The sequence below is a fragment of the Pseudanabaena minima str. Chao 2107 genome, assembly GCF_051131155.1.
Taxonomy (GTDB): domain Bacteria; phylum Cyanobacteriota; class Cyanobacteriia; order Pseudanabaenales; family Pseudanabaenaceae; genus Pseudanabaena; species Pseudanabaena minima.
In genome coordinates, this window is the sequence record NZ_CP159508.1 from 1279294 (window position 1) to 1298682 (window position 19389).

General features: G+C 41.8%; 15 protein-coding genes. 11 read left to right on the forward strand and 4 right to left on the reverse strand.

Features of this window, described 5'->3' with window-relative positions:
- Position 1: 1 nt before the first annotated feature.
- Entirely contained in the window at positions 2 to 1168 is a 1167-nt protein-coding gene (locus tag ABM313_RS05525; protein ID WP_434686689.1) for a homocysteine biosynthesis protein, read from the forward strand.
- Between the two features lie 178 nt (positions 1169 to 1346).
- A complete protein-coding gene (locus ABM313_RS05530; protein ID WP_434686690.1) occupies positions 1347 to 2150 on the forward strand; it encodes an IS5 family transposase in 804 nt (267 codons plus the stop codon).
- A 179-nt stretch (positions 2151 to 2329) separates the two neighbouring features.
- On the opposite strand, the gene ABM313_RS05535 is transcribed toward ABM313_RS05530, so the two are convergent.
- Together ABM313_RS05535 and ABM313_RS05540 are read right to left on the reverse strand one after the other, a co-directional pair.
- Positions 2330 to 5767, reverse strand: coding sequence for an eCIS core domain-containing protein (locus ABM313_RS05535; protein ID WP_434686691.1), 3438 nt, complete (start codon positions 5765 to 5767; stop codon positions 2330 to 2332).
- Positions 5768 to 6080: 313 nt separating this feature from the next.
- Complete coding sequence (locus ABM313_RS05540; RefSeq protein WP_434686692.1) at positions 6081 to 7712, reverse strand: VOC family protein; 1632 nt, start codon at positions 7710 to 7712, stop codon at positions 6081 to 6083.
- A gap of 741 nt (positions 7713 to 8453) precedes the next feature.
- Here ABM313_RS05540 and ABM313_RS05545 point away from each other — a divergent pair.
- The 3 genes from ABM313_RS05545 (at position 8454) to cbiT (ending at position 10204) form a co-directional block, all read left to right on the forward strand.
- Positions 8454 to 8978 (forward strand): DUF1993 domain-containing protein, encoded by a 525-nt coding sequence (locus ABM313_RS05545; RefSeq protein ID WP_434686693.1) that lies wholly within the window; start codon positions 8454 to 8456, stop codon positions 8976 to 8978.
- Between the two features lie 13 nt (positions 8979 to 8991).
- Positions 8992 to 9486: an AAC(3)-I family aminoglycoside N-acetyltransferase gene (locus tag ABM313_RS05550; RefSeq protein ID WP_434686694.1), complete on the forward strand. Its 495-nt coding sequence runs from the start codon at positions 8992 to 8994 to the stop codon at positions 9484 to 9486.
- Between the two features lie 118 nt (positions 9487 to 9604).
- Positions 9605 to 10204 (forward strand): precorrin-6Y C5,15-methyltransferase subunit CbiT, encoded by a 600-nt coding sequence (cbiT, locus tag ABM313_RS05555; protein WP_434686695.1) that lies wholly within the window; start codon positions 9605 to 9607, stop codon positions 10202 to 10204.
- A gap of 81 nt (positions 10205 to 10285) precedes the next feature.
- Here the strand turns inward: cbiT and rpiA are convergent, their stop codons facing one another.
- Complete coding sequence (gene rpiA, locus ABM313_RS05560) at positions 10286 to 10999, reverse strand: ribose-5-phosphate isomerase RpiA (RefSeq protein ID WP_176453198.1); 714 nt, start codon at positions 10997 to 10999, stop codon at positions 10286 to 10288.
- A 261-nt stretch (positions 11000 to 11260) separates the two neighbouring features.
- Here rpiA and ABM313_RS05565 point away from each other — a divergent pair, with 261 nt between their 5' ends.
- The 6 genes from ABM313_RS05565 (at position 11261) to arsS (ending at position 18130) form a co-directional block, all read left to right on the forward strand.
- Entirely contained in the window at positions 11261 to 12337 is a 1077-nt protein-coding gene (locus ABM313_RS05565) for a BLUF domain-containing protein (RefSeq protein ID WP_434686696.1), read from the forward strand.
- Positions 12338 to 12481: 144 nt separating this feature from the next.
- Complete coding sequence (locus tag ABM313_RS05570) at positions 12482 to 14290, forward strand: serine/threonine protein kinase (protein ID WP_434686697.1); 1809 nt, start codon at positions 12482 to 12484, stop codon at positions 14288 to 14290.
- Positions 14291 to 14623: 333 nt separating this feature from the next.
- Positions 14624 to 15145 (forward strand): 5-(carboxyamino)imidazole ribonucleotide mutase, encoded by a 522-nt coding sequence (gene purE / locus ABM313_RS05575; protein ID WP_434686698.1) that lies wholly within the window; start codon positions 14624 to 14626, stop codon positions 15143 to 15145.
- A gap of 271 nt (positions 15146 to 15416) precedes the next feature.
- On the forward strand, positions 15417 to 16574 hold the full coding sequence (locus ABM313_RS05580; RefSeq protein WP_434686699.1) for a pyridoxal phosphate-dependent aminotransferase: 1158 nt from the start codon (positions 15417 to 15419) through the stop codon (positions 16572 to 16574).
- A gap of 104 nt (positions 16575 to 16678) precedes the next feature.
- Positions 16679 to 17110 (forward strand): Hpt domain-containing protein, encoded by a 432-nt coding sequence (locus ABM313_RS05585; protein ID WP_434686700.1) that lies wholly within the window; start codon positions 16679 to 16681, stop codon positions 17108 to 17110.
- A gap of 27 nt (positions 17111 to 17137) precedes the next feature.
- Positions 17138 to 18130, forward strand: coding sequence for an arsenosugar biosynthesis radical SAM (seleno)protein ArsS (gene arsS / locus ABM313_RS05590; RefSeq protein ID WP_434686701.1), 993 nt, complete (start codon positions 17138 to 17140; stop codon positions 18128 to 18130).
- 135 nt (positions 18131 to 18265) lie between these two features.
- Here the strand turns inward: arsS and ABM313_RS05595 are convergent, their stop codons facing one another.
- Complete coding sequence (locus ABM313_RS05595) at positions 18266 to 19204, reverse strand: AAA family ATPase (protein ID WP_434686702.1); 939 nt, start codon at positions 19202 to 19204, stop codon at positions 18266 to 18268.
- Between the last annotated feature and the right edge of the window lie 185 nt (positions 19205 to 19389).

Here is a 19389-nt window from a genome sequence, read left to right on the forward strand (position 1 = left end):
TATGCCTCAAACGATCGCCGATATTAATGCCAAAATCAAAGCTGGTAAGGCTAAAGTCCTCACGGCTACCGAACTGAAAGCCCTTGTCGCTGATGTCGGTGTCACCCAAGCTGCTAAACAAGTTGATGTGATCGTTACAGGCACATTTGAGCCGATGGAATCATCGGGAGCAATTCTAAACTTAGGACATACCGATCCACCAATTAAAATTCGGACTTGTTGGATTGATGGTGTGCCAGCCTATGCAGGATTTGGGGCTGTTGATATTTATTTAGGTGCGACCCAAGAGGCTGATCCTACGGATGAAGCACCGCAATATCGTGGGGGTGGGCATGTAATTGCAGATTTGATCGCAGGGAAGACGGTGAACTTTAAAGCGATCGGGCATCCTAATGATTGCTATCCTCGCGCCAACTTTGAAACAACGATTACGAAAGAATCTATTAATCAGTTCTATCTATTTAACCCACGCAATTTATATCAAAATTTTATTGTCGGTGTGAATGGTGGTGAAGAAACTCTCTATACTTATTTAGGTCCATTGCAACCCCGTTTAGGTAATGCTGTTTACTCCAATCCTGGGGCAATTTCACCATTATGGAATGATCCTGATTTGCAGTTAATTGGTATTGGTACGCGCATTTTTATGGGTGGAGGGATTGGCTATGTGGCTTGGGAAGGAACACAGCACTTTCCGTTGCAAAAGCGGTTGGAAAATCGCACACCGATTGGACCTGCGGCAACGCTTGCTCTAATTGGTGATGCGAAGCAAATGACTTCTGAATGGGTTCGTGGCTGCTATTTCCGCAATTATGGTGCATCTTTGATGATGGGAGTTGCAGTTCCACTTCCTGCGATTAACGAGGAAGTTGTCGCAAGAGCTGCTGTACTGGATGAAGAACTAGTTGCACCTGTGATAGACTTCTCAATCCCGCGCCGAGTACGTCCGATTTTTGGTTCTGTTTCCTATGCTCAACTCAAGTCTGGCAAAATCACGATCGCTGGTTCAACAGTGCGTACAGCACCTCTAGCAAGTCTTCATTTATCGGAAGAAGCTGCTAAATCTCTGAAGGATTGGATTGTAAAAGGAGAATTTACGCTGACAGAACCTGTGGCTATGTTGCCAAGCGATCGCGCGTTTTTACCGCAAGATGTGCGTGGGTTTTAGCTTTTAATTTTACGCGATCGCGGATCTGACTAGCATTGTTCTCACTGAACTGCAAGTCCCTGAGATTGACTCGGCGTTGATCAATAAGAGCGTGTTTGAGAAGTTTTCGGGGGTAAAAAAGGTATAAAAAAGCTCCCAAAGGTATAGCCTGTCAATATAGAAAAACAAAGACAGACCTATGGAAGCAACAAAGAAATCATACCCCACAGACTTAACTGATAGTCAGTGGGAAGTGGTAAAAGACTTGATACCCGCCGCAGGAACAGGAGGCAGAAAGAGAACCGTAGATATTAGAGCAGTACTCAATGGTATTTTCTACATTAACGCCGCAGGCTGTGCATGGCGAATGCTGCCCCATGACTTTCCCGTATGGCAAACTGTCTATCATTACTTTCGACATTGGCGAATTACCAACACATGGCAAGAGATAAATGCTAAATTGCAACAATGGTATCGAGTCAGTGAAGGAAGAGAAGCAACGCCCAGTGCGGGTTGTATTGACAGCCAATCAACCAAAATCGCTAGTCGATTAGCATCACCTGAAGCAGTTGGTATTGATGGTAACAAGCTGGTCAATGGGAGAAAACGACATATTTTGGTGGACACATTGGGTTTGCTATTGATGGTGGTAGTTAGTGCGGCGAATCTCGATGATCGCAAGGGGGCAGTTATGCTTTTAGAAAAAATCAACCATCGTGACCATTTTCCCCGTCTGTCAACGATTTGGGTGGATCGTGGCTATAGGGGGCAAGCTTTCATTATGGCTATTCTGCATACTTTTTACTGGTGTTTACAAGTGGTTGTTCCTGCTGTTGGGCAAAAGGGGTTTGTCGTCCAACAGAAGCGTTGGGTGGTTGAGCGTACTTTTGCTTGGTTTTCTCGGTTTCGACGCTTGAACAGAGAATACGAACTTTTACCTGAAACTTCTGAGGCTTTTTTCTATGTCGGCATGATTCATATCCTCCTTAAACGCCTCGCTTAACTTCTCAAACACGCTCTAACATGGGTAATTCAACGAGAATTGTTAGTAATAAGACTGACTATTCAGTGATCATTTTAACCTAAACAAGTCCAATCGTCTGCTTTGGTATTGCACACAAGTAGCGTTGGTGTTGGGTTTGATTCTTCTTCCCAACCTATGAAATCGAAGATCATGGCACTCTAGGGGCTGGAAATCTCATTATTCTCTGATTCAGAGCGCGTGGCATCTAGCAATGAATGAGGCACTGCAAGTTCAGGAGTAAATTCGTCTCTTAACTGGAGCACCATTGCAATATAGGTGGTTAAAGCTTTGTGATAGTTTGCTTGGTGAATAACATCAACACATCCTCGAATCACTTGATACAAGTCTTCGTAGATTGCTTCAGATCGCTCACTTTTATCGATAGCATTTACAATTCTGGGCGACTGCTCGTAATAAAATTCTACTAAATCTTGACCAGAGGGTAAGTTCAACATATATTGATCACGGAACTGCCGCAATGTTTGGAGTTCCTCACAGTCATCTGATAGACCACGGGCATTGATGCAAGCTGTTGTTATGTAACAACCTATCTTCTTTTTAGTGGTTGTTCCTTTATTCTTGCCAACCTCTTCTTTTGACGTTGGGACAACATCTTTCTTTAGAGTTTCTTCATCAATCGTCTGGGTAACTGCATCTTTATCATCAATATTGGAATCAACTAGCGATGGATCCAAACTGCGTACTAATTCTTTGAGTTTTTCATGCCCCTTTTGTTTGTTGATCCAGATCTTTTTCAAAGCTTCAAATTCTTTTGGAAAGAGGGATTTAATTGCAACTAACTTCTCGGTTGGTGAATTACCAGGAAGTATCTTAGAGCCAAGTCCTTGTTTTGCGCTCCTAGTATCTGCATCCTCTAAGACATTGGGATTACCCAAATGGAACTCTGTAATATCTTTTTTAAGCTCAATGTTTCCATAAACATGGACTTCAATGTCTTGAGCCTTATAATTTCCCTCGCAAATTAATTCAACCGACTTAGGTTCCTTGGACAATATATCATCCAAAACGAGAATAAAGCTTCTCCGTTCTGGGCAAGCAGTACCATAAGCAAATACTGAGCGATTTCGCACAGTAGGATTTAATACAAAGTGGGTATCCCCATAATAATTAGGACCTTTATTAAGCTGATAAGCATGATTTATGCAAGACATGGCTGGCAAATCTGTAAGGCTAAGAGGCGAATCAAATCCAACTTGTTGCTCATCTTTTTCTTTCCGCTCTTGACCATAATCTAAGCCACGACCCAATACATCCTCCACAATTTTGACTGTGGAATCAGTCTCAAGATTAGGCAAATAATTTTTAACACGTTTCTCTTGTTCAAAAACTGAGAAAAATGGTTTGTAAGAATCAACTACCTCACCACTACTTTTGAGCATATCTTGAGACTTAGTAGTCAAAGTGATTGGCCAATCATTTAAGTTAGATAAGCCTTTGTTCATTGTTTTTATTGCTTCTTCTTTACTCAGTTTTTTTGTTTCCGTAAAATAGGAAATTATTCTTTGCTTGGCTCCTGCTTCTTCCCCTCCTTCCTTTTCTTCCACATCACTCAGATATTCCATCTGAGAGTTATTGAGGCGCTCCCATCCTTTTTTCCCTTGCTCTTCTTTTGTAATGCTAAAAGCATCTTTGGGATCAATCGCTTTGCTTACAGAATCACGTAAACTATTAATGTCATTTGTTTTAAAAGAGCGAGCTTGATCTTTCCAAGTTCCTGGGGCTGTATTCGCTTTTAGTCCCGTATCTTTCCACTTTACTTTTCCGCCTTCATCCAAGTCCAGTAGATTTTTAAAAAAGTTTTCCGAAACTTCTCCATAAAGATCTTTGAGTGGAAAAGTATAGCCTTCAGGGGCTTTCATTTCTCCAGCTTTTACATCTTTAAGACTGAGGGAACCTATTTTACTCTCAAATTGATGGCGCAACAGTTCAAATACCTCAGATGGAGTTTTCTTTAGCCCAGAAGCCATTAATCTGATACTAGCATCAGCTTTTTTAAGAGAGGTTTTATCTTGAGCATACATACCAACTGGATCATCACCAGCCAAGACTTCAGCCATTTTCAATGCATCTTCCGCATCTTGCTGAGAAAGTGCATTAGATTCTTTAGACTCTGAAGTGTTAGTTTTCAATTCGGAGATCAATCTATCCTTCTGACTAGCCAATAGAGCTTTAGCAATTTTATGTCCTTCTTGCCCCATATGGAGCTTTCTGGCGATCACCATTCCAATCGTTTGGAAGGCAGCTAGAACTTTTTGGGCATTGTGGCTTACAGCCATTTTACTTTCATCTTTCTGGAACTGGGCTTCATAAGTACTAATAATATCCTCAATTCGTCCCTTCAATGTTTTATCACTAAACAATACCGTATCTAGCTTCAATTCACCGTTATCGGGTAGAAGTGAATTACCAGAGATGATTGCTGGAACGCCTTTTAGAATAGTGTCTGCATCTAGTGGTTTCCGTTGGAGAGTCAGTTGAGCTGTCCCAGCTGTCTTGCCACCATTCTGTTGCACCACATGAGTCAACTCATGGGCAATCAACTCCTGTCCCCCTCGACTTCCCGGCTCATAGGCTCCCTGCCGAAAGAACACATCTTGCCCGGTGGTAAAAGCTTTTGCTTGAATCGATTTATTTAATTGATCAGACTGTGAATCTGTATGTACTTTTACGCCACTAAAATCTGCCCCCATCGCTTGTCCCATCGACCGTTGCAGATTTGCATCTAGCGATTGCCCACTACCCCGTGCACTTTGAATTGCCGATTCTAAATCCGTTGAGGCTTCACCACCGCCAATATTTTCACGCCTTTGGACTATAGGCTTCATTTGCACTTCTTCATCTTCTTCCGTCCCTTGACGTTGCACTGGCTGACTTTGTGAAGTAGTTGATGCACTAGTTGATGAATTAATTTGTTGAACTACCCTAGCCGCATTAGCATCCGCTTCCTGTTCATACTTGTCATTTGGTTCACCGATCGCAAGTTTTGCTTGAATCGCCATCTTTTGTGCATTCTTTGCCCTCAATTGATTCTCAAACTTTCGCTGAACTGGCTGATCTTGCGAAGTCATTGGCGAATTAATTTGTTGAACTACCCTAGCCGCAGTAGCATCCGCTTCCTGTTCATACTTGTCATTTGGCTCACCGATCGCAAGTTTTGCTTGGATCTCCATTCTCTGAGCATTCTTTGCCCTCAATCGATTCTCAAACTTTCGCTGTACTGGTGGAGGCTCAGGATTCATTGTGAACTCTTTTGTATCTTCCTGTTCGCCTTCACTTTTCTCTTCTTCTACAGCTTCTTGTCTTTGAATTGATTGATTTTGTAAGGCTGCATTCGCTCTCTCAGCAGCGATCGCCTTCAGACGATTTCCAGATTTTCGTTGCACTGGTGTTGCTGATTCTAAACTTGGCGTATTAATTATTTTTTCAAGGAAATTTTCAGAATATCCTGACTTGCGTGCAACTGACTCTTCTTTCTCGTCAGACTTCAATGGAGCAAATAGTCTAGGTTGTAAATTTAGAGATGTAGGATTTACTAAGGATGAAGCTTTTGTGGATCTGTCATTAGTATGTCCCATATATAGTTAGCTCCTGCTATTTTCTATAATTCCTTGAAAGTTGTAAGCAAACGTTTAGTTAATGTTAAGTGTCGCATAATTATTTTTAAATACTAATAAATTTTGTATCCGCTCCGATGTGTATGTTTGAGAAATTCTATGAAGAGATCGCCATCAGCAAACCTTTAGTAGATAGATAATTGAGACGATCGCCTAGGAATCACGACTCACAGTAATAGCGATCGCCGAAGCATTGTTTGCAGAGTACATGTCATAAAATTACTAGCTACAGCCATACAAGTTTTTAATACGCCCAGCTACTTACTTTTTGGGATTAGCGTGGTCTTCCACTATATTCAGTGAAGATAATGACGTTTCCTTCACTATCGGTAGCAACTAGTTGAGCGTAACCCGCTTGTTTATCAATGCCACGATAATTGTTAATCGCTGAAATCACAGGGAAACTAGTTCCCTTTTCCTGAAGATAACTATAAATTTTTTCAACTGAGCGTACCCAAAAACTCATATAGCCATTAGTTTTACGCGGTTGTATTAGGGCACTAGCATCAGATTTCGCCTCGTATAAGCCAAATACAGCGTGATTACTCCAAAAACCATAATATTGTTCATCGGGATAGCCCTCACCAAGCCCTAATTGTTTGTCATAAAAGCGACGGGACTGGTCAGCATCTTGTACAGGATAGCCAGTGTAATCCAATTCCAAAACGGGAGTATTTGAGTGGTTGTTCTCAACAATTAAAGTATGTATCAATTTAAGATCGCTGCTAAATACCTGTGTAACCCAAGCTAAATCCTGAAACGGATGTAATCCTTGTCCTTTCAAATGTAAATCGTAGCTAACGATCTGATATGAACCCAAAGTCAAAGACTGGAATCGCTCCACTTTGAGATTGGCGGTGATGCCTTCTTTTCCTTGATCATAAACAGACCAATACTCAGAAGATAGAGACTTGGTGATATTAGAATCTCGCTCTTGACCACGATTTTTAAGGCGGGTATCATCAAACCAAGTGGACTGAGGAGCCAAACAGGAGTTAAGAGTTGAGGTATCCATCGAAAGCCAAGCCGTCATTACTTTTTCCGCTTGTTTGGCTAAATCAGTTTCATGCGGAAAACCACTCACCGTCGGGACAAAATCAGTGGAGTTGTAAAAATTTTTCCCCCATAGCATAAAGACATTCTCATCTTGATCCAAACCGAGACAGTAGGTATCACCCTTGATTGATTGTGGCTGACCTAATAGTTCGACATCAGCTTGCTCTAGTCTTTTGTATTGTGCTTGTACATCTTCAACTAAAAAAAGCGCGTAACCATTGGGTAAATTGGGCTTTACTTGGGCTACACCATCATAACGATTGACATCAAGAATAAAGCGTCCTCCCTTGATATTAAAAGATGCTCTTGTTGAAGTTACAGATTCTGGTTCGCCCAATAAAGGTGTGTAAAACTTGACCGCCCTATCTAAATCATTGACTGGGTAAGCAAAATCAAAGTCAAGGGTTCCTTTTGTACCAGGCTGTTGAGATTTTACGTCATAATCCAGTGACCAAGCATCAGTTTGATAGATCAGCTTCCATTCTGCTTTTTCTTTAATAAATCCCTGAAATACTAAACCTTGATCGCTATAATTCCAACGTACTCCTCCTTGTATATCAAGCCAATATGTAGCGATCGCATAGTCTTCGCCAATATCAAACTCAGCCCGTTTAACGATCATCTTTTCGGCAATCAGATTATTGGGTCGCTCAAAAGCAGACCACTCCGCAGCCATTCCTGACTCAATAGCGGCGACACCGACTTGACGCACTCCACTACGACTGCTAACACGAATTGCCTCAGATTTCCAATGACTTAGAAAACTTGGTGTATCCATTCGCAGATAATCCTGCCACAAAGCTACAATCTTTTCTCTCAATTCAGCCGTTCCTTCTCCTTTGCCAGACACAATAGGCTCTACCCCAAAAGTAAAAGAACCAGAGTTTTTTGACGTTCCTTTTAATGATTTCGCGGCTAGATTGCATCCACTTATTTTGCTGGTAATGATTATGGCAATAGTTGTTAGTAGTGTTCGTTTCAAAAAATGACGGCGTTTCATCTTTTTATTCAATTAAATAAGAGTGTTTTTGAGACATTTTTAGCAACAAAAGAAGTAAGCGATTTCTAAAGCCATAGCCCATGAATATAGAAAAATTAATAAGTAGCTGGGCTTAATTAAAATCTAAAACCAGAGGTTGTTCCACCCGCTACGCGGGCGGAACAACCTTTTTGGTTTTTAGTTTACTTATGCCTAGCTACTTACAGCTATAGAGATCTCTAATGGATAGCCTACAATATTTAGAAAAAATCAACCTTAGTTTTTTAAAGAGAACCCAGATATGATCAAGTGAATCTTTTGGAAAGATTAGCTCACGATCCCAGAAAATCAGTTGCGGGGCGTGCGAAGAAAATCAAGACAGCACTGATTTGAATCTAAACCAAGGATTTTGAATTAAGCTTCATGTTTAGAAGATAGATTGTTAATGCGATCGCCTAGAATTTAGCCTCACGGTAATAGCGATCGCCTTTAGAAGATAGACTGTTAATGCGATCGCTTTTGACTTACCACAGAATCTGCGGTAACTTATCCACATCAAATCAACTAAGACGCAATTGTATTACAACCCTAAGTCATCCGACTCGAATATGTATGGAAAGTCAGAAGATCAAAGCATTACAAAATATCTTCAGTTCTAGGCTCGACACATTGAGCCATCTCTTAACGTTAGCTGAGACTCATTTTGGAGATGATGTAGAGTCTATATTGCAGTGTCGTATAGCTCCCGATATGTTTCCCTTTGGTACACAAATCGTATTTGCCTGCAATCAGCCGCGCAACTTCGCATTGTGTTGCCTAGGACAGTCGGCGAACAATTTGCCTCCTGACGTAACATCGTTAAATCAAGCTCGTGGTCATATTTCATCCACTAAGGATCTGTTAGCCAGTATCAATGTCCCTGATGCTACACTTTCAGAGATCAAGCGAATTGAACTTGGGCAAGGTCTATACCTCGAACTATCAGGACTCTCATACGTGGATGATTTTCTGATGCCAAACTTTTACTTCCATATGACGACTGCGTATGACATCCTGCGTATGGAAGGAGTACCGATAGGTAAGCGTGATTTTATGATGCATTTAATTCCTTTCCTAAAACATCAAAGTGACACATAACATGGAGTAAAAAATGACACCTTCTGAATCATTTAATATTTGCCAGCTTTCCGTCGAAGACATAGCACTTATGGAAGAATTATTAGCTGTCTTTGGTGAAGCTTTTGATGAAGTTGATACCTATAGTTCATCTCGTCCAAGCGATACCTATCTCAAGCGCTTACTAAATAGCGATTACTTCATCGCGATCGCCGCGTTAAAAGATGGAACCGTAGTTGGAGGTCTTACCGCTTACGAACTCCAGAAGTTTGAACAAGAGCGCAGTGAAATTTATATTTACGATCTGGCTGTTGCAGCAGCGCATCGACGGGAAGGAATAGCTACTGCATTAATTCAGGAATTAAAGAAGATTGCTGTAGCAAGAGGAGCCTACGTTATTTTCGTACAGGCAGACATCGGCGATGATCCTGCGATCGAACTCTACACAAAGCTTGGTGTGCGTGAAGATGTACTGCATTTTGACATTGCTATTGACGATAACAGCGATCGCCATAATCAAAAAATTTAACCTGCCTGTTAATACAAAATTATCCAGAAAGCATAATTACACAGTTAAACTCATCCTTCATTTTTAGGGTAGAAAAACGCTATATTTATCATGTTTAATCATCCCGTGCGCGAAGCTCATGTCTGAACCTATCTGGTCCTATGTCACCCCTGGCATTCCTGACGAATTATTCGATCGCTTACCAGGAATACCAATGAGCAAATGTGAAACGAGACTGTTAATTGTTGGACAATTGCGGCTCAAGGCTGACTCGGTACTATGGGATATTGGCGCAGGCACTGGGACAATCCCCATTGAGACAGGTTTGCTATGTCCTAATGGGAAAATTGTGGCGATCGAGCGTGATGAAGATGTGGCGGGATTGATTGCTAAGAATTGCCAGAAATTTGCGGTGAATAATGTCGAAATTAAAATTGGTAGTGCGCCAGAATGCTTGACTAGTTTGACGACAAACCCTGATCGCATTTGCATCGAAGGTGGGCGATCGGTGGCGGAAATTCTGGAATATTGTTGGGATCGTTTGCAGATTGATGGTAGGGCGATCGCTACTACAAATAGTCTTGAGGGTTTATATGCAATTTCCGAAAGTTTCGCCAAACTCCAAGCGAGAAATGTGGAAGTAGTGCAATCTTCAGTAAACCGCTTAGAAACTCGCGGCAACCGTCAAGTCTTCGCCGCCGTTAGCCCCATGTTTATCATTAGTGGGGAAAAACTGTAACCCCCTTTAATTCCAACTTGCAAAGGAGGAAAACTAGAAATTTCGTGCCCTCCCCTTTGCAAGGGGAGGGTGAGGGAGGGGTTAAGAGATTTCGCGAATTTGAGGTTTTCCGTCCTTAAACTCACCAACTAATATCAGATCGGTAACGCCGACAAATAGACCATTCTCGACCACACCAGGAATATTATTCAAGGTTTTCTCAAGTTCAGCGGCATCTGCGATCGCATCAAAGGTGACATCTAAAACCATATTGCCTTGATCGGTAATCACAGGGCCATCTTTTTTAACACCCATCCGCAGATCAGGCTTACCACCCAATTTCTCGACTGCTCTAGTTACTGGGGCAACTGCCATCGGCAAAACTTCGATAGGTACTGCAAAAGTCGAGCCAAGCTTATCTACAAGTTTCGATTCATCGACTACGACGATAAATAATGCTGCAAGGGAATCGACAACTTTCTCACGGGTGTGAGCAGCACCACCGCCTTTAATCAAGGTTTTATTTGGGTCAACTTCATCCGCACCATCGATCGCTACATCCACGCGATCAACATCATCAAGACTACGGATGGGAATACCATATTTTTTGCCCAAGACTGAAGCTTGGAAAGAAGTGGGGATACCAACAATATCGGTTAGCTCGCCTGTAGAAATGCGTCGCCCTAACTCCTCGATCGCAAAAGCAGTCGTAGACCCAGTCCCTAAGCCAACTACCATACCCGACTTGACGCGCTGCGCCGCCGCAATGCCAACTTCTTGTTTTAACTTTTTAATATCTTCAGCAGAAATACTCATGGGAAATACTTATTTATAAACTTAAAAGTAGTAATTTTAATCCTATCGCAACCTGTGAGCAGCAACTGAGAATCCGCTTAAACAAAATGTACTGTATGATACATTTGTATGACATGCTGATCCAAAAACAGTTACGCTGTATGGCTGATTACACTGCTGTCATTATTTAAGTTACAAGTAAAGTGGGCGGGCTTAAAGATTAACTTTTTATCTAATTTCATAGAGATTGAATTCTTTTGTTATTTAAAATATCGCAATTTTATGAAAAGGCTAACCTATATCAGTAAGTTCGCGCGATCGCTAACTACCAAAGAAATTGAAAGTATTGGCAGTGTTTCCCAAACAAATAACTCTAGGGATGGTATTACGGGAGTCTTGCTATCTTGCAGTGGCATATTTTTTCAAATCTTAGAAGGTGAAGAAGATAGAATTGATAGCCTTTACACAAGAATCTTAGAAGATGATCGTCATAATCAGATTCTTTGTCTCAAATCAGAGCAAAATGTTTCGCAACGACGCTTTCCAGATTGGTCGATGGAAGTAATTGCTTTAGATGAAAACAACGATATTTTGCTACAGCCCATCAAGATTTTGCTGCAAACCTTGGGCGAATCACAAACAATTTTAGCGAGTTATACGCAATCAGGAGTTTTGGAAGCAATAGAGAAAGGAATTAATCCACTCACACTTACACCCCGTTACGCCGAAAAAATCATTTTTTTTGCCGATATCATTAGCTTTACCAGCATTACTGAAAAACTAGAAGTAACTGAAGTTGTGGATTTACTCAATCAATTTTTTACCATTTGTACTAAAGCGATCGCAGCTAGAGGTGGCGAAGTCACGAAATTTATTGGTGATTGTGTAATGGCGTATTTTGATGGCGATCGTGCCGATGAAGCGATCCAAGCGAGTTTAGAGGTACTAGCCGAACTAGAAATATTACGCAGTCAGGCATCTGCTCATAGTCCATTACGAGTTCTCTATATTGGCATTGGATTATCGAAAGGAACCGTATTAGAAGGAAATATTGGTTCTCAAACTAAAAAAGAATATACAGTTATTGGTGATGCGGTTAATGTTGCCTCAAGGATTGAAGCGCTGACCAGACAGTTAAATCGATTTTTGGTATTTTCGGCATCTGTACGTGAGGGACTAAGCGATCGCTGGCGACCTGTAAGACTAGGGGATTTTAAAGCAAAAGGGAAAGAGGCGATCGTCGAGGTGTATTCGATTGATGATGTCTTAACTTTCCAAAAGTCAGACTTTCAGAAGTTAAAACAAGAAATTAAGCAACATCTTGAATTAATTGGCAGTCAAACACCAGAGTTAGTGTAGTAAATGCAGGTGGCGCTTCGCGCCACCTGCATTTACATTTTTTGAAAGCGTTGCTTGACAACGCTTTCAAAAAATATATTGTGTTTTACTACAGCGCAAAGCGCTGTATGCTGTACGATCGCTAGTAGCGATGAATATAACCTCATGATGTCAAACCTTTTAGATAACCGCTATCGCGTCACTAGTGTCCTAGGCAGTGGCGGCTTTGGGGAAACCTATTTGGCTGAAGACACCAAAGTACCCTCCAACCGTCGATGCGTAATTAAGCAGCTTAAACCCGTTGCTGATAATCCCCAAATGTATGAATTACTGCAACAAAGGTTTCATCGTGAGGCAGCCGTCCTCGAAACGTTGGGAGAAGAAAGTCGCTATATTCCCAAACTCTATGCAAACTTTACAGAAAACGGGTTATTCTATTTAGTCCAAGAATGGATTGATGGACTGACTCTGACGGCAACCATTGAACGCAATGGTAAATGGAATGAGGAAGCAGTTAGGAAATTACTGGTTAGTATTCTGCAAACTCTAATCTATGTCCATGATCGCGGCATTATTCATCGAGATATCAAGCCCGATAATATTATTTTGCGTTCTGGAGAGCCTGTGCTAATTGACTTCGGCGCAGTTAAGGAAACTCTCAACGTCAGCACGATCCGCAGTTCCGCCCAACAGGTGCATTCAATTGTGATCGGGACACCAGGATTTATGGCTTCAGAACAAGCAGCAGGTAGACCCTTTTTTGCTAGTGATCTTTATAGCCTTGCTATGACAGCAATTTTTGCACTAACGGGGAAATATCCACAGGAACTCGGCACTGATCCACAAACAGGAGAAGTTATCTGGCAGACGCATTTACAGGGAATCAGTCCAGATTTAAGAGCCATATTTGCGAAGGTGTTGCAGTTTGATCCACGCGATCGCTATAGCTCGGCAAGAGAGATGCTAGAAGCATTGCGCCCAACCCAAATAATCAATCAATCTCCTCCTAAGCAAGTTCCCAAACCTCCAGCCCTATCAAATATGCAGACAGTAGCGGTAACGCCTAGAGGGTATACACCACCTACAGTTCCTGATCAATCTGTTTACGTTTATCAACCACAACAAAATCCCAAGAAAAAGATCTTCGGTCAGTTATTAGTAACTATGATCGTTGGTGGCACAGTTGGAGCAGCGATCGCTTTAGGTGTAGTTGTTTCCCAAAATGGCGGCATAGTTGCATTATGGAATAAAATCTTTCCTGCTAATCAGTCTGTTACCAAAACACCATTTTACTTTCTTGCCGATTCTGCTTTTGAGGATAAAGAAAAAGCTAATCTCAGAGTGGAAAAATTAAAGTCTTTAGGATATACAGGTGCAGGCTTGTTCTGGATACCTGACTATCCTAATTTAGGAAGCAATAAATTTCAGCAAGTCTATACAGGACGTTTTCAAGATCTTGAAAGCTGCAAGACCAAACTTAATGAACACCTCAAATTTGTAGATGATGCCTATTGTGCTTTTGCTAGCCCTAACGCCACAGATCCTGTCCAGAGAATTTCTAAAAGCGATTTACCGCAACCTACTGCTTCGCCTACACCTACGCCAACGGCAACTCCATCAAAAACGCCAACAGCAACTCCTACACCAACTAGACCCTCCCCAGAACAAGCAATCAGAGACTATTACAGTCTAATTAATGATCGCCAATTTCAAAGTGCATGGCAAAGTCTCACACCTAAGTTTCAACGCGATCGGGCTGGTGGCTTTAACACTTTTACTGACTGGTGGCGAACTGTTGATCAAGTCTCAGTTAATGGATCGCGTCTTGTTGAAATTAATGAGAAGTCAGCGATCATCGATATTGATCTCACCTACCGCAAAGACAAAGCTATTTTTCCTGAGACTCTTCGTATGTCTCTAGTTTGGAATGAGTCTGCTAAACAATGGCAAATCAGTGAAACGCAAAGACAGTAATCCGCGTATATAGCGCTTTTCAAGCAAGCGAGGTACATAGGTTTGTTTCCCCGCCTTTGGCGGGGAAACAAACCCGTACGTCACTAGACTGATAAACGCTATAACTATATAGAATAGAACTGTAGGGGCAAAGCATTCCCGTCACAATCTATAAATTTTTAGATAACCTTCCTTTGGGAATGCTCTGCCCAAAACCTCGCAACGCAGGGATAGATTGTCTGTAAAAGTACAGAGCGTTTAGCATTTGCGGATCGATATTTCTGGGATGAGTTTTAAAATTGTGGCGCAAATGACAAGTCCCTACTATATTCCATTTATATAAAAGCAGAGAATATGCAAAATCAACCACAAGTCAGCATCATTATGGGTAGTGATTCCGATCTACCAACCATGCAAGGCGCGATCGCTATTTGTCAGCAGTTCAATATTCCTCACGAAGTCGCGATTATTTCAGCTCATCGCACTCCTGAGAGAATGGTGGAATTTGCGAAGAATGCCCATATGCGAGGAATTAAAGTAATTATTGCAGGGGCGGGCGGGGCTGCTCACTTACCAGGAATGGTGGCGGCTCTTTCACCTTTGCCTGTAATTGGTGTGCCAATCTCTACTAGACAGCTTAGCGGTGTTGATTCTCTCTATTCTATTGTGCAAATGCCCAAGGGAATTCCAGTAGCAACTGTGGCGATCGGCAATGCTGATAATGCAGGACTTTTAGCAGTTCAGATTCTCGCCAGTCATGATTCTAACCTTCTCGAAAAAGTAATTGCTTATCGTCAATTGCTAAAAGATATGGTGATGGAGAAGCAAGATAAGCTAGATGAACTAGGAAGTGAAAAATATTTGCAGCAAATGTAGTGTGATGTAACTCACCTTTCGCAGATAGAATTCCTGCGATAGCAGAGGTTTGGGGCTGGCACGGGGGCGCAGCCCCTACGGAACAGGAATTATTCAGGTAGGGGCAATCCCCCCGTGGTTGCCCTGCTTTGCGAGCAGCAAGAGATTCATCGTCTACGTTCTGCGTAACATCAATGATGTAAGTCTTGACCAGTCATAGTGATTTCGCTTAGGATTGAGCAAAGGCGGCGCAATGCGTCGCTTTTACTTTTTGAAGCTTAGAGATATTACATTGACTACTGTTTCGCTATCACATCGCGCTATTCAAATTAAAGAATCCCAAATTCGCGAAGCCTCCCGTTACTGCGAAAAGTTTGGCGCAATTAATCTTGCTCAAGGTTTACCTGACTTTCCTGCGCCAGAAGCAATCAAAGAATCCGCAAGAGCCGCGATCGCCTCAGACTTTAACCAATATGCAGATAGTTGGGGTTGGGACAAGTTGCGCGTGGCGATCGCTGAAAAAATGCAGCGTGACAACCAAATTACTGTCGATCCTGATACGGAAGTAACAGTCTGCTGCGGCGCAACCGAGGGACTAAATATAGCCCTGATGACCTTAATCAATCAAGGAGATCGCGTCTTAATTTTTGAACCATTTTACGAGAATTACATTCCGAATCTAGCGACAGTGGGCGGGATTCCTGAATTTATTACCCTGCAACCACCACAATGGGAAATCACTCAAGAAATCCTTGAACCTGCTTTTAAAAAAGGAATTAAGGCGGTAATTATTAACAGTCCTGCTAATCCTACGGGCAAAGTCTGGACGCGCACAGAATTAGAATTAATCGCTAAACTCTGCCAGCAGTATGATGTCTATGCAATTACCGATGAAATTTACGAATATATTATTTATGAAGGCGAACATATTAGCCTGATGAGTATTGAAGGAATGCGCGATCGCACAATCGTCGTGAATGGTTTCTCAAAAACCTTTTGTATCACTGGCTGGCGGTTAGGATATACTGTGGCAAGCCCTGAACTAACAGCGGCAATGCGGCGGATTCATGACTTTATTACGATTTGCGCTCCTGCACCTTTGCAACATGCCGCATTAACTGCGATGCAGTTTGGGAGCGAATATTTTACTCAGTTAGCACTAGATTACAAACGTAAGCGCGATATGCTTTACCCTGCTTTGGTAGAGCTAGGGCTGTCACCTGTACTGCCTAGAGGCGCATATTACATCTGGACTGATAGCTCCGCGATCGCCTCAGATGCTGACAGTGCAGCCTTTCGCTTAGCCCAAGAAGCCTTAGTTGCTGCCGTCCCTGGTAGTTGCTTTAGTCATCCTGATCGTGACAAGGTAAATGGCTTAAGATTCTGTTTTGCTAAGAAAGATAGCACAATTGAAGCAGCGGTCAAAAATTTGCGTAAACTCAAATTATAGACTGTTAGGAATCATCGATATTTGGCTATATTTCTAGATTTGGCAAGAATGTCTCGGTCAGTTTTGCCAAGTTGTATTTAATCCCGATAGTCGGGAGCAAGGCTATGTTTGAAAATATAGAAGATAATGCGATCGCGAAGATACCTGAGCTACTTCATGAGTATCCAGAGTTTATGAATTTACAAACTCTGGATATTGATATGTTTCAAGAATTGCGAGAGACAATTGGCGACGATATAATTTTTTCAGATTTAATTACGATTTATCTTAATTCAGCCGAGAATTTAATGGTATCGATTCAGACTGCTTTTACAGATCAAGATGCGAGTAAATTTGCACTGGCTTCGCATTCTCTAAAATCTACCAGTGCTAGCATTGGCGCAACTAGACTATCTCAAATCTCTAAGTATTTAGAGAAAATTGGCAAATCGGGAGAAATTACGATTTCTTCTGAGTTTTTAAATTTCCTAAATAATGAATATAATGAGGTAATTAAGGCGATTCAAGTCAGTATTCTTGAGTTTATGTCACAATAATCACACATTCATGCTTATTGCTAATCTATGCAAGTTCCTGCGATCGCTACCACACCATTTTCTCAAAAACTAAAAGCTCCATTTCTAAAACGTCAGATCTCCGTATTGCAGGTTAACTTAGGTAAAATTTGCAATCTTGCTTGCACTCACTGCCATGTCGAAGCTAGTCCCACTCGTACTGAAGAATTAACACCAGAAATTTGCCAACAGTTAATCGAAGTTATCAATCGGTTCCCGCAAATTCAAACAATTGATCTGACGGGGGGTGCTCCAGAGATGTTGTATGGATTTCGTCCCTTAGTTAAAGCCGCAAGAGAACAGGATAAAGAAGTAATTGTTCGCTCTAACTTGACAATTTATTTTGAAAAGGGATACGACGATATCCCCGAATTTTTTGCTCAAAATCAAGTACGTGTAGTCGCCTCTATGCCCTGCTATCTTGAGGACAATGTGGATAAGATGCGTGGTAAAGGCGTATTTGATCTCTCAATTCAGGCTTTGCAATGGCTAAATCGTCTTGGCTACGGCTCTGATCCCCATCTGGTTCTGGATTTGGTCTACAATCCACCTCTTCCCATTTCTAATAAATTTTCCCTTGCGCCCAATCAACAAAGCTTGCAAGAAGCTTATAAAGCTCATCTGCAAGATCATTTTGGGATAGTTTTTAATAGCCTATTCACAATAACAAACCTTCCCATTGGTAGAAGCAAGTTCCATCTGCGCCATCGCAAGTTAGAAGAAGAATATTCACAATTTTTGGAATCGCATTTTAACTCTGATACTCTTGACTATGTGATGTGTCGTAACCAGCTCTCGGTGGATTATCAAGGCAATATCTATGATTGTGATTTTAATCAAATGGAGAATCTACCAGCGCGATCGCCTCATGGTGCTGCTTTGACTATCTCCAAAGTCATCGAACTAGGTGATTTAGATGTCATCCAAGAAATTCAAACCGATGACTATTGCTATGGTTGTACCGCAGGTAGTGGCTCAAGCTGCGGTGGTGCATTGTTATAAACGGTGCTTAGCGCCGTTTATAACACCAATTCCCAAAAGTGTGGTAACGCTTTTGGGAATTAAAAAACAAACCCAGTAAAGATTTTAAAAACACAAAATGGCGCAGCCATTTTGTGTTTTTAAAATCTTTACAATTTAAGGAACAGTTACAACGTCTAGTAAACGTTGAATGATTTTCTTCGGCGATCGCCTTCCTGCTGCCATAATCCGATGCCCTAAAACGAATGGGGCAAGGAATTTCACATCATCAGGTAAAACATAATCAGACTTACGATCGCGGTCGAGCATTTGTTGAATAAAGGCATAGCTCTGAACTGATCGCAATAGAGCCGTTGTCCCTCTGGGGCTAACACCAAGGGTAATTTCTTCATCATTACGAGTTGCGCGGACAATATTCACGATGTATTCGCTAGTCGCATCGCTAACAGGGACTTGAGTACAGAGTTGTCGAATCTCTAGTACCTCTTCAGGAGTAATACATGCCTCTAATTGCGCAGAACCAATTTTCCCAACTTGCATCCGTTTTAGCATTTCTAGCTCTTCTGCTTCGTTGGGATAGCCAATACTAAAGGACAGAGCAAAGCGATCGAGTTGAGCCTCTGGTAATGGGAAAGTACCTTGATATTCGATGGGGTTTTGAGTGGCGATCGCAAAAAATGGTGAAGGGACTTTCCGTGATATGCCATCAACGGTGACTTGGCTCTCTTCCATTACTTCAAGCAATGCTGACTGGGTACGTGGTGTCGCCCGATTGATCTCATCAGCAAGCAACACATTCGCAAATACTGGACCTGGCAAAAACTGAAATTCACCTTTTTGAGGATTCCAAATATTTGTACCTGTAATGTCGGTGGGTAGTAAATCTGGGGTACATTGTACACGCTGAAATTTACCAGAAATAGAGGCAGCTAGAGATTTGGCGAGTAGAGTCTTGCCCACCCCCGGCACATCTTCAAGTAAGGCGTGACCACCCGAAAATAGTGCTACTAAGACCAGTTGAATGGCTTCATCTTTGCCAACGATCGCCTTCGCCAGATTATCAACTAACTGTTGTACTTTAAGTTGCTTTTCCATTTTCCCCATCAAGCTTGTGAAGATCGAGTTTTGCAATACTTTTCATACTAACGTATTGCGGTTCGCTTACCCATGAAAGCAGCAGAGGCAAAATTTAGGTTTGTGATGCACCTTCGGCGCAGCACAAACCATGAAAGGCTGTAGAAGCAATTCATGAATTGCCTTTACTGCCTTTCATGGTTTGT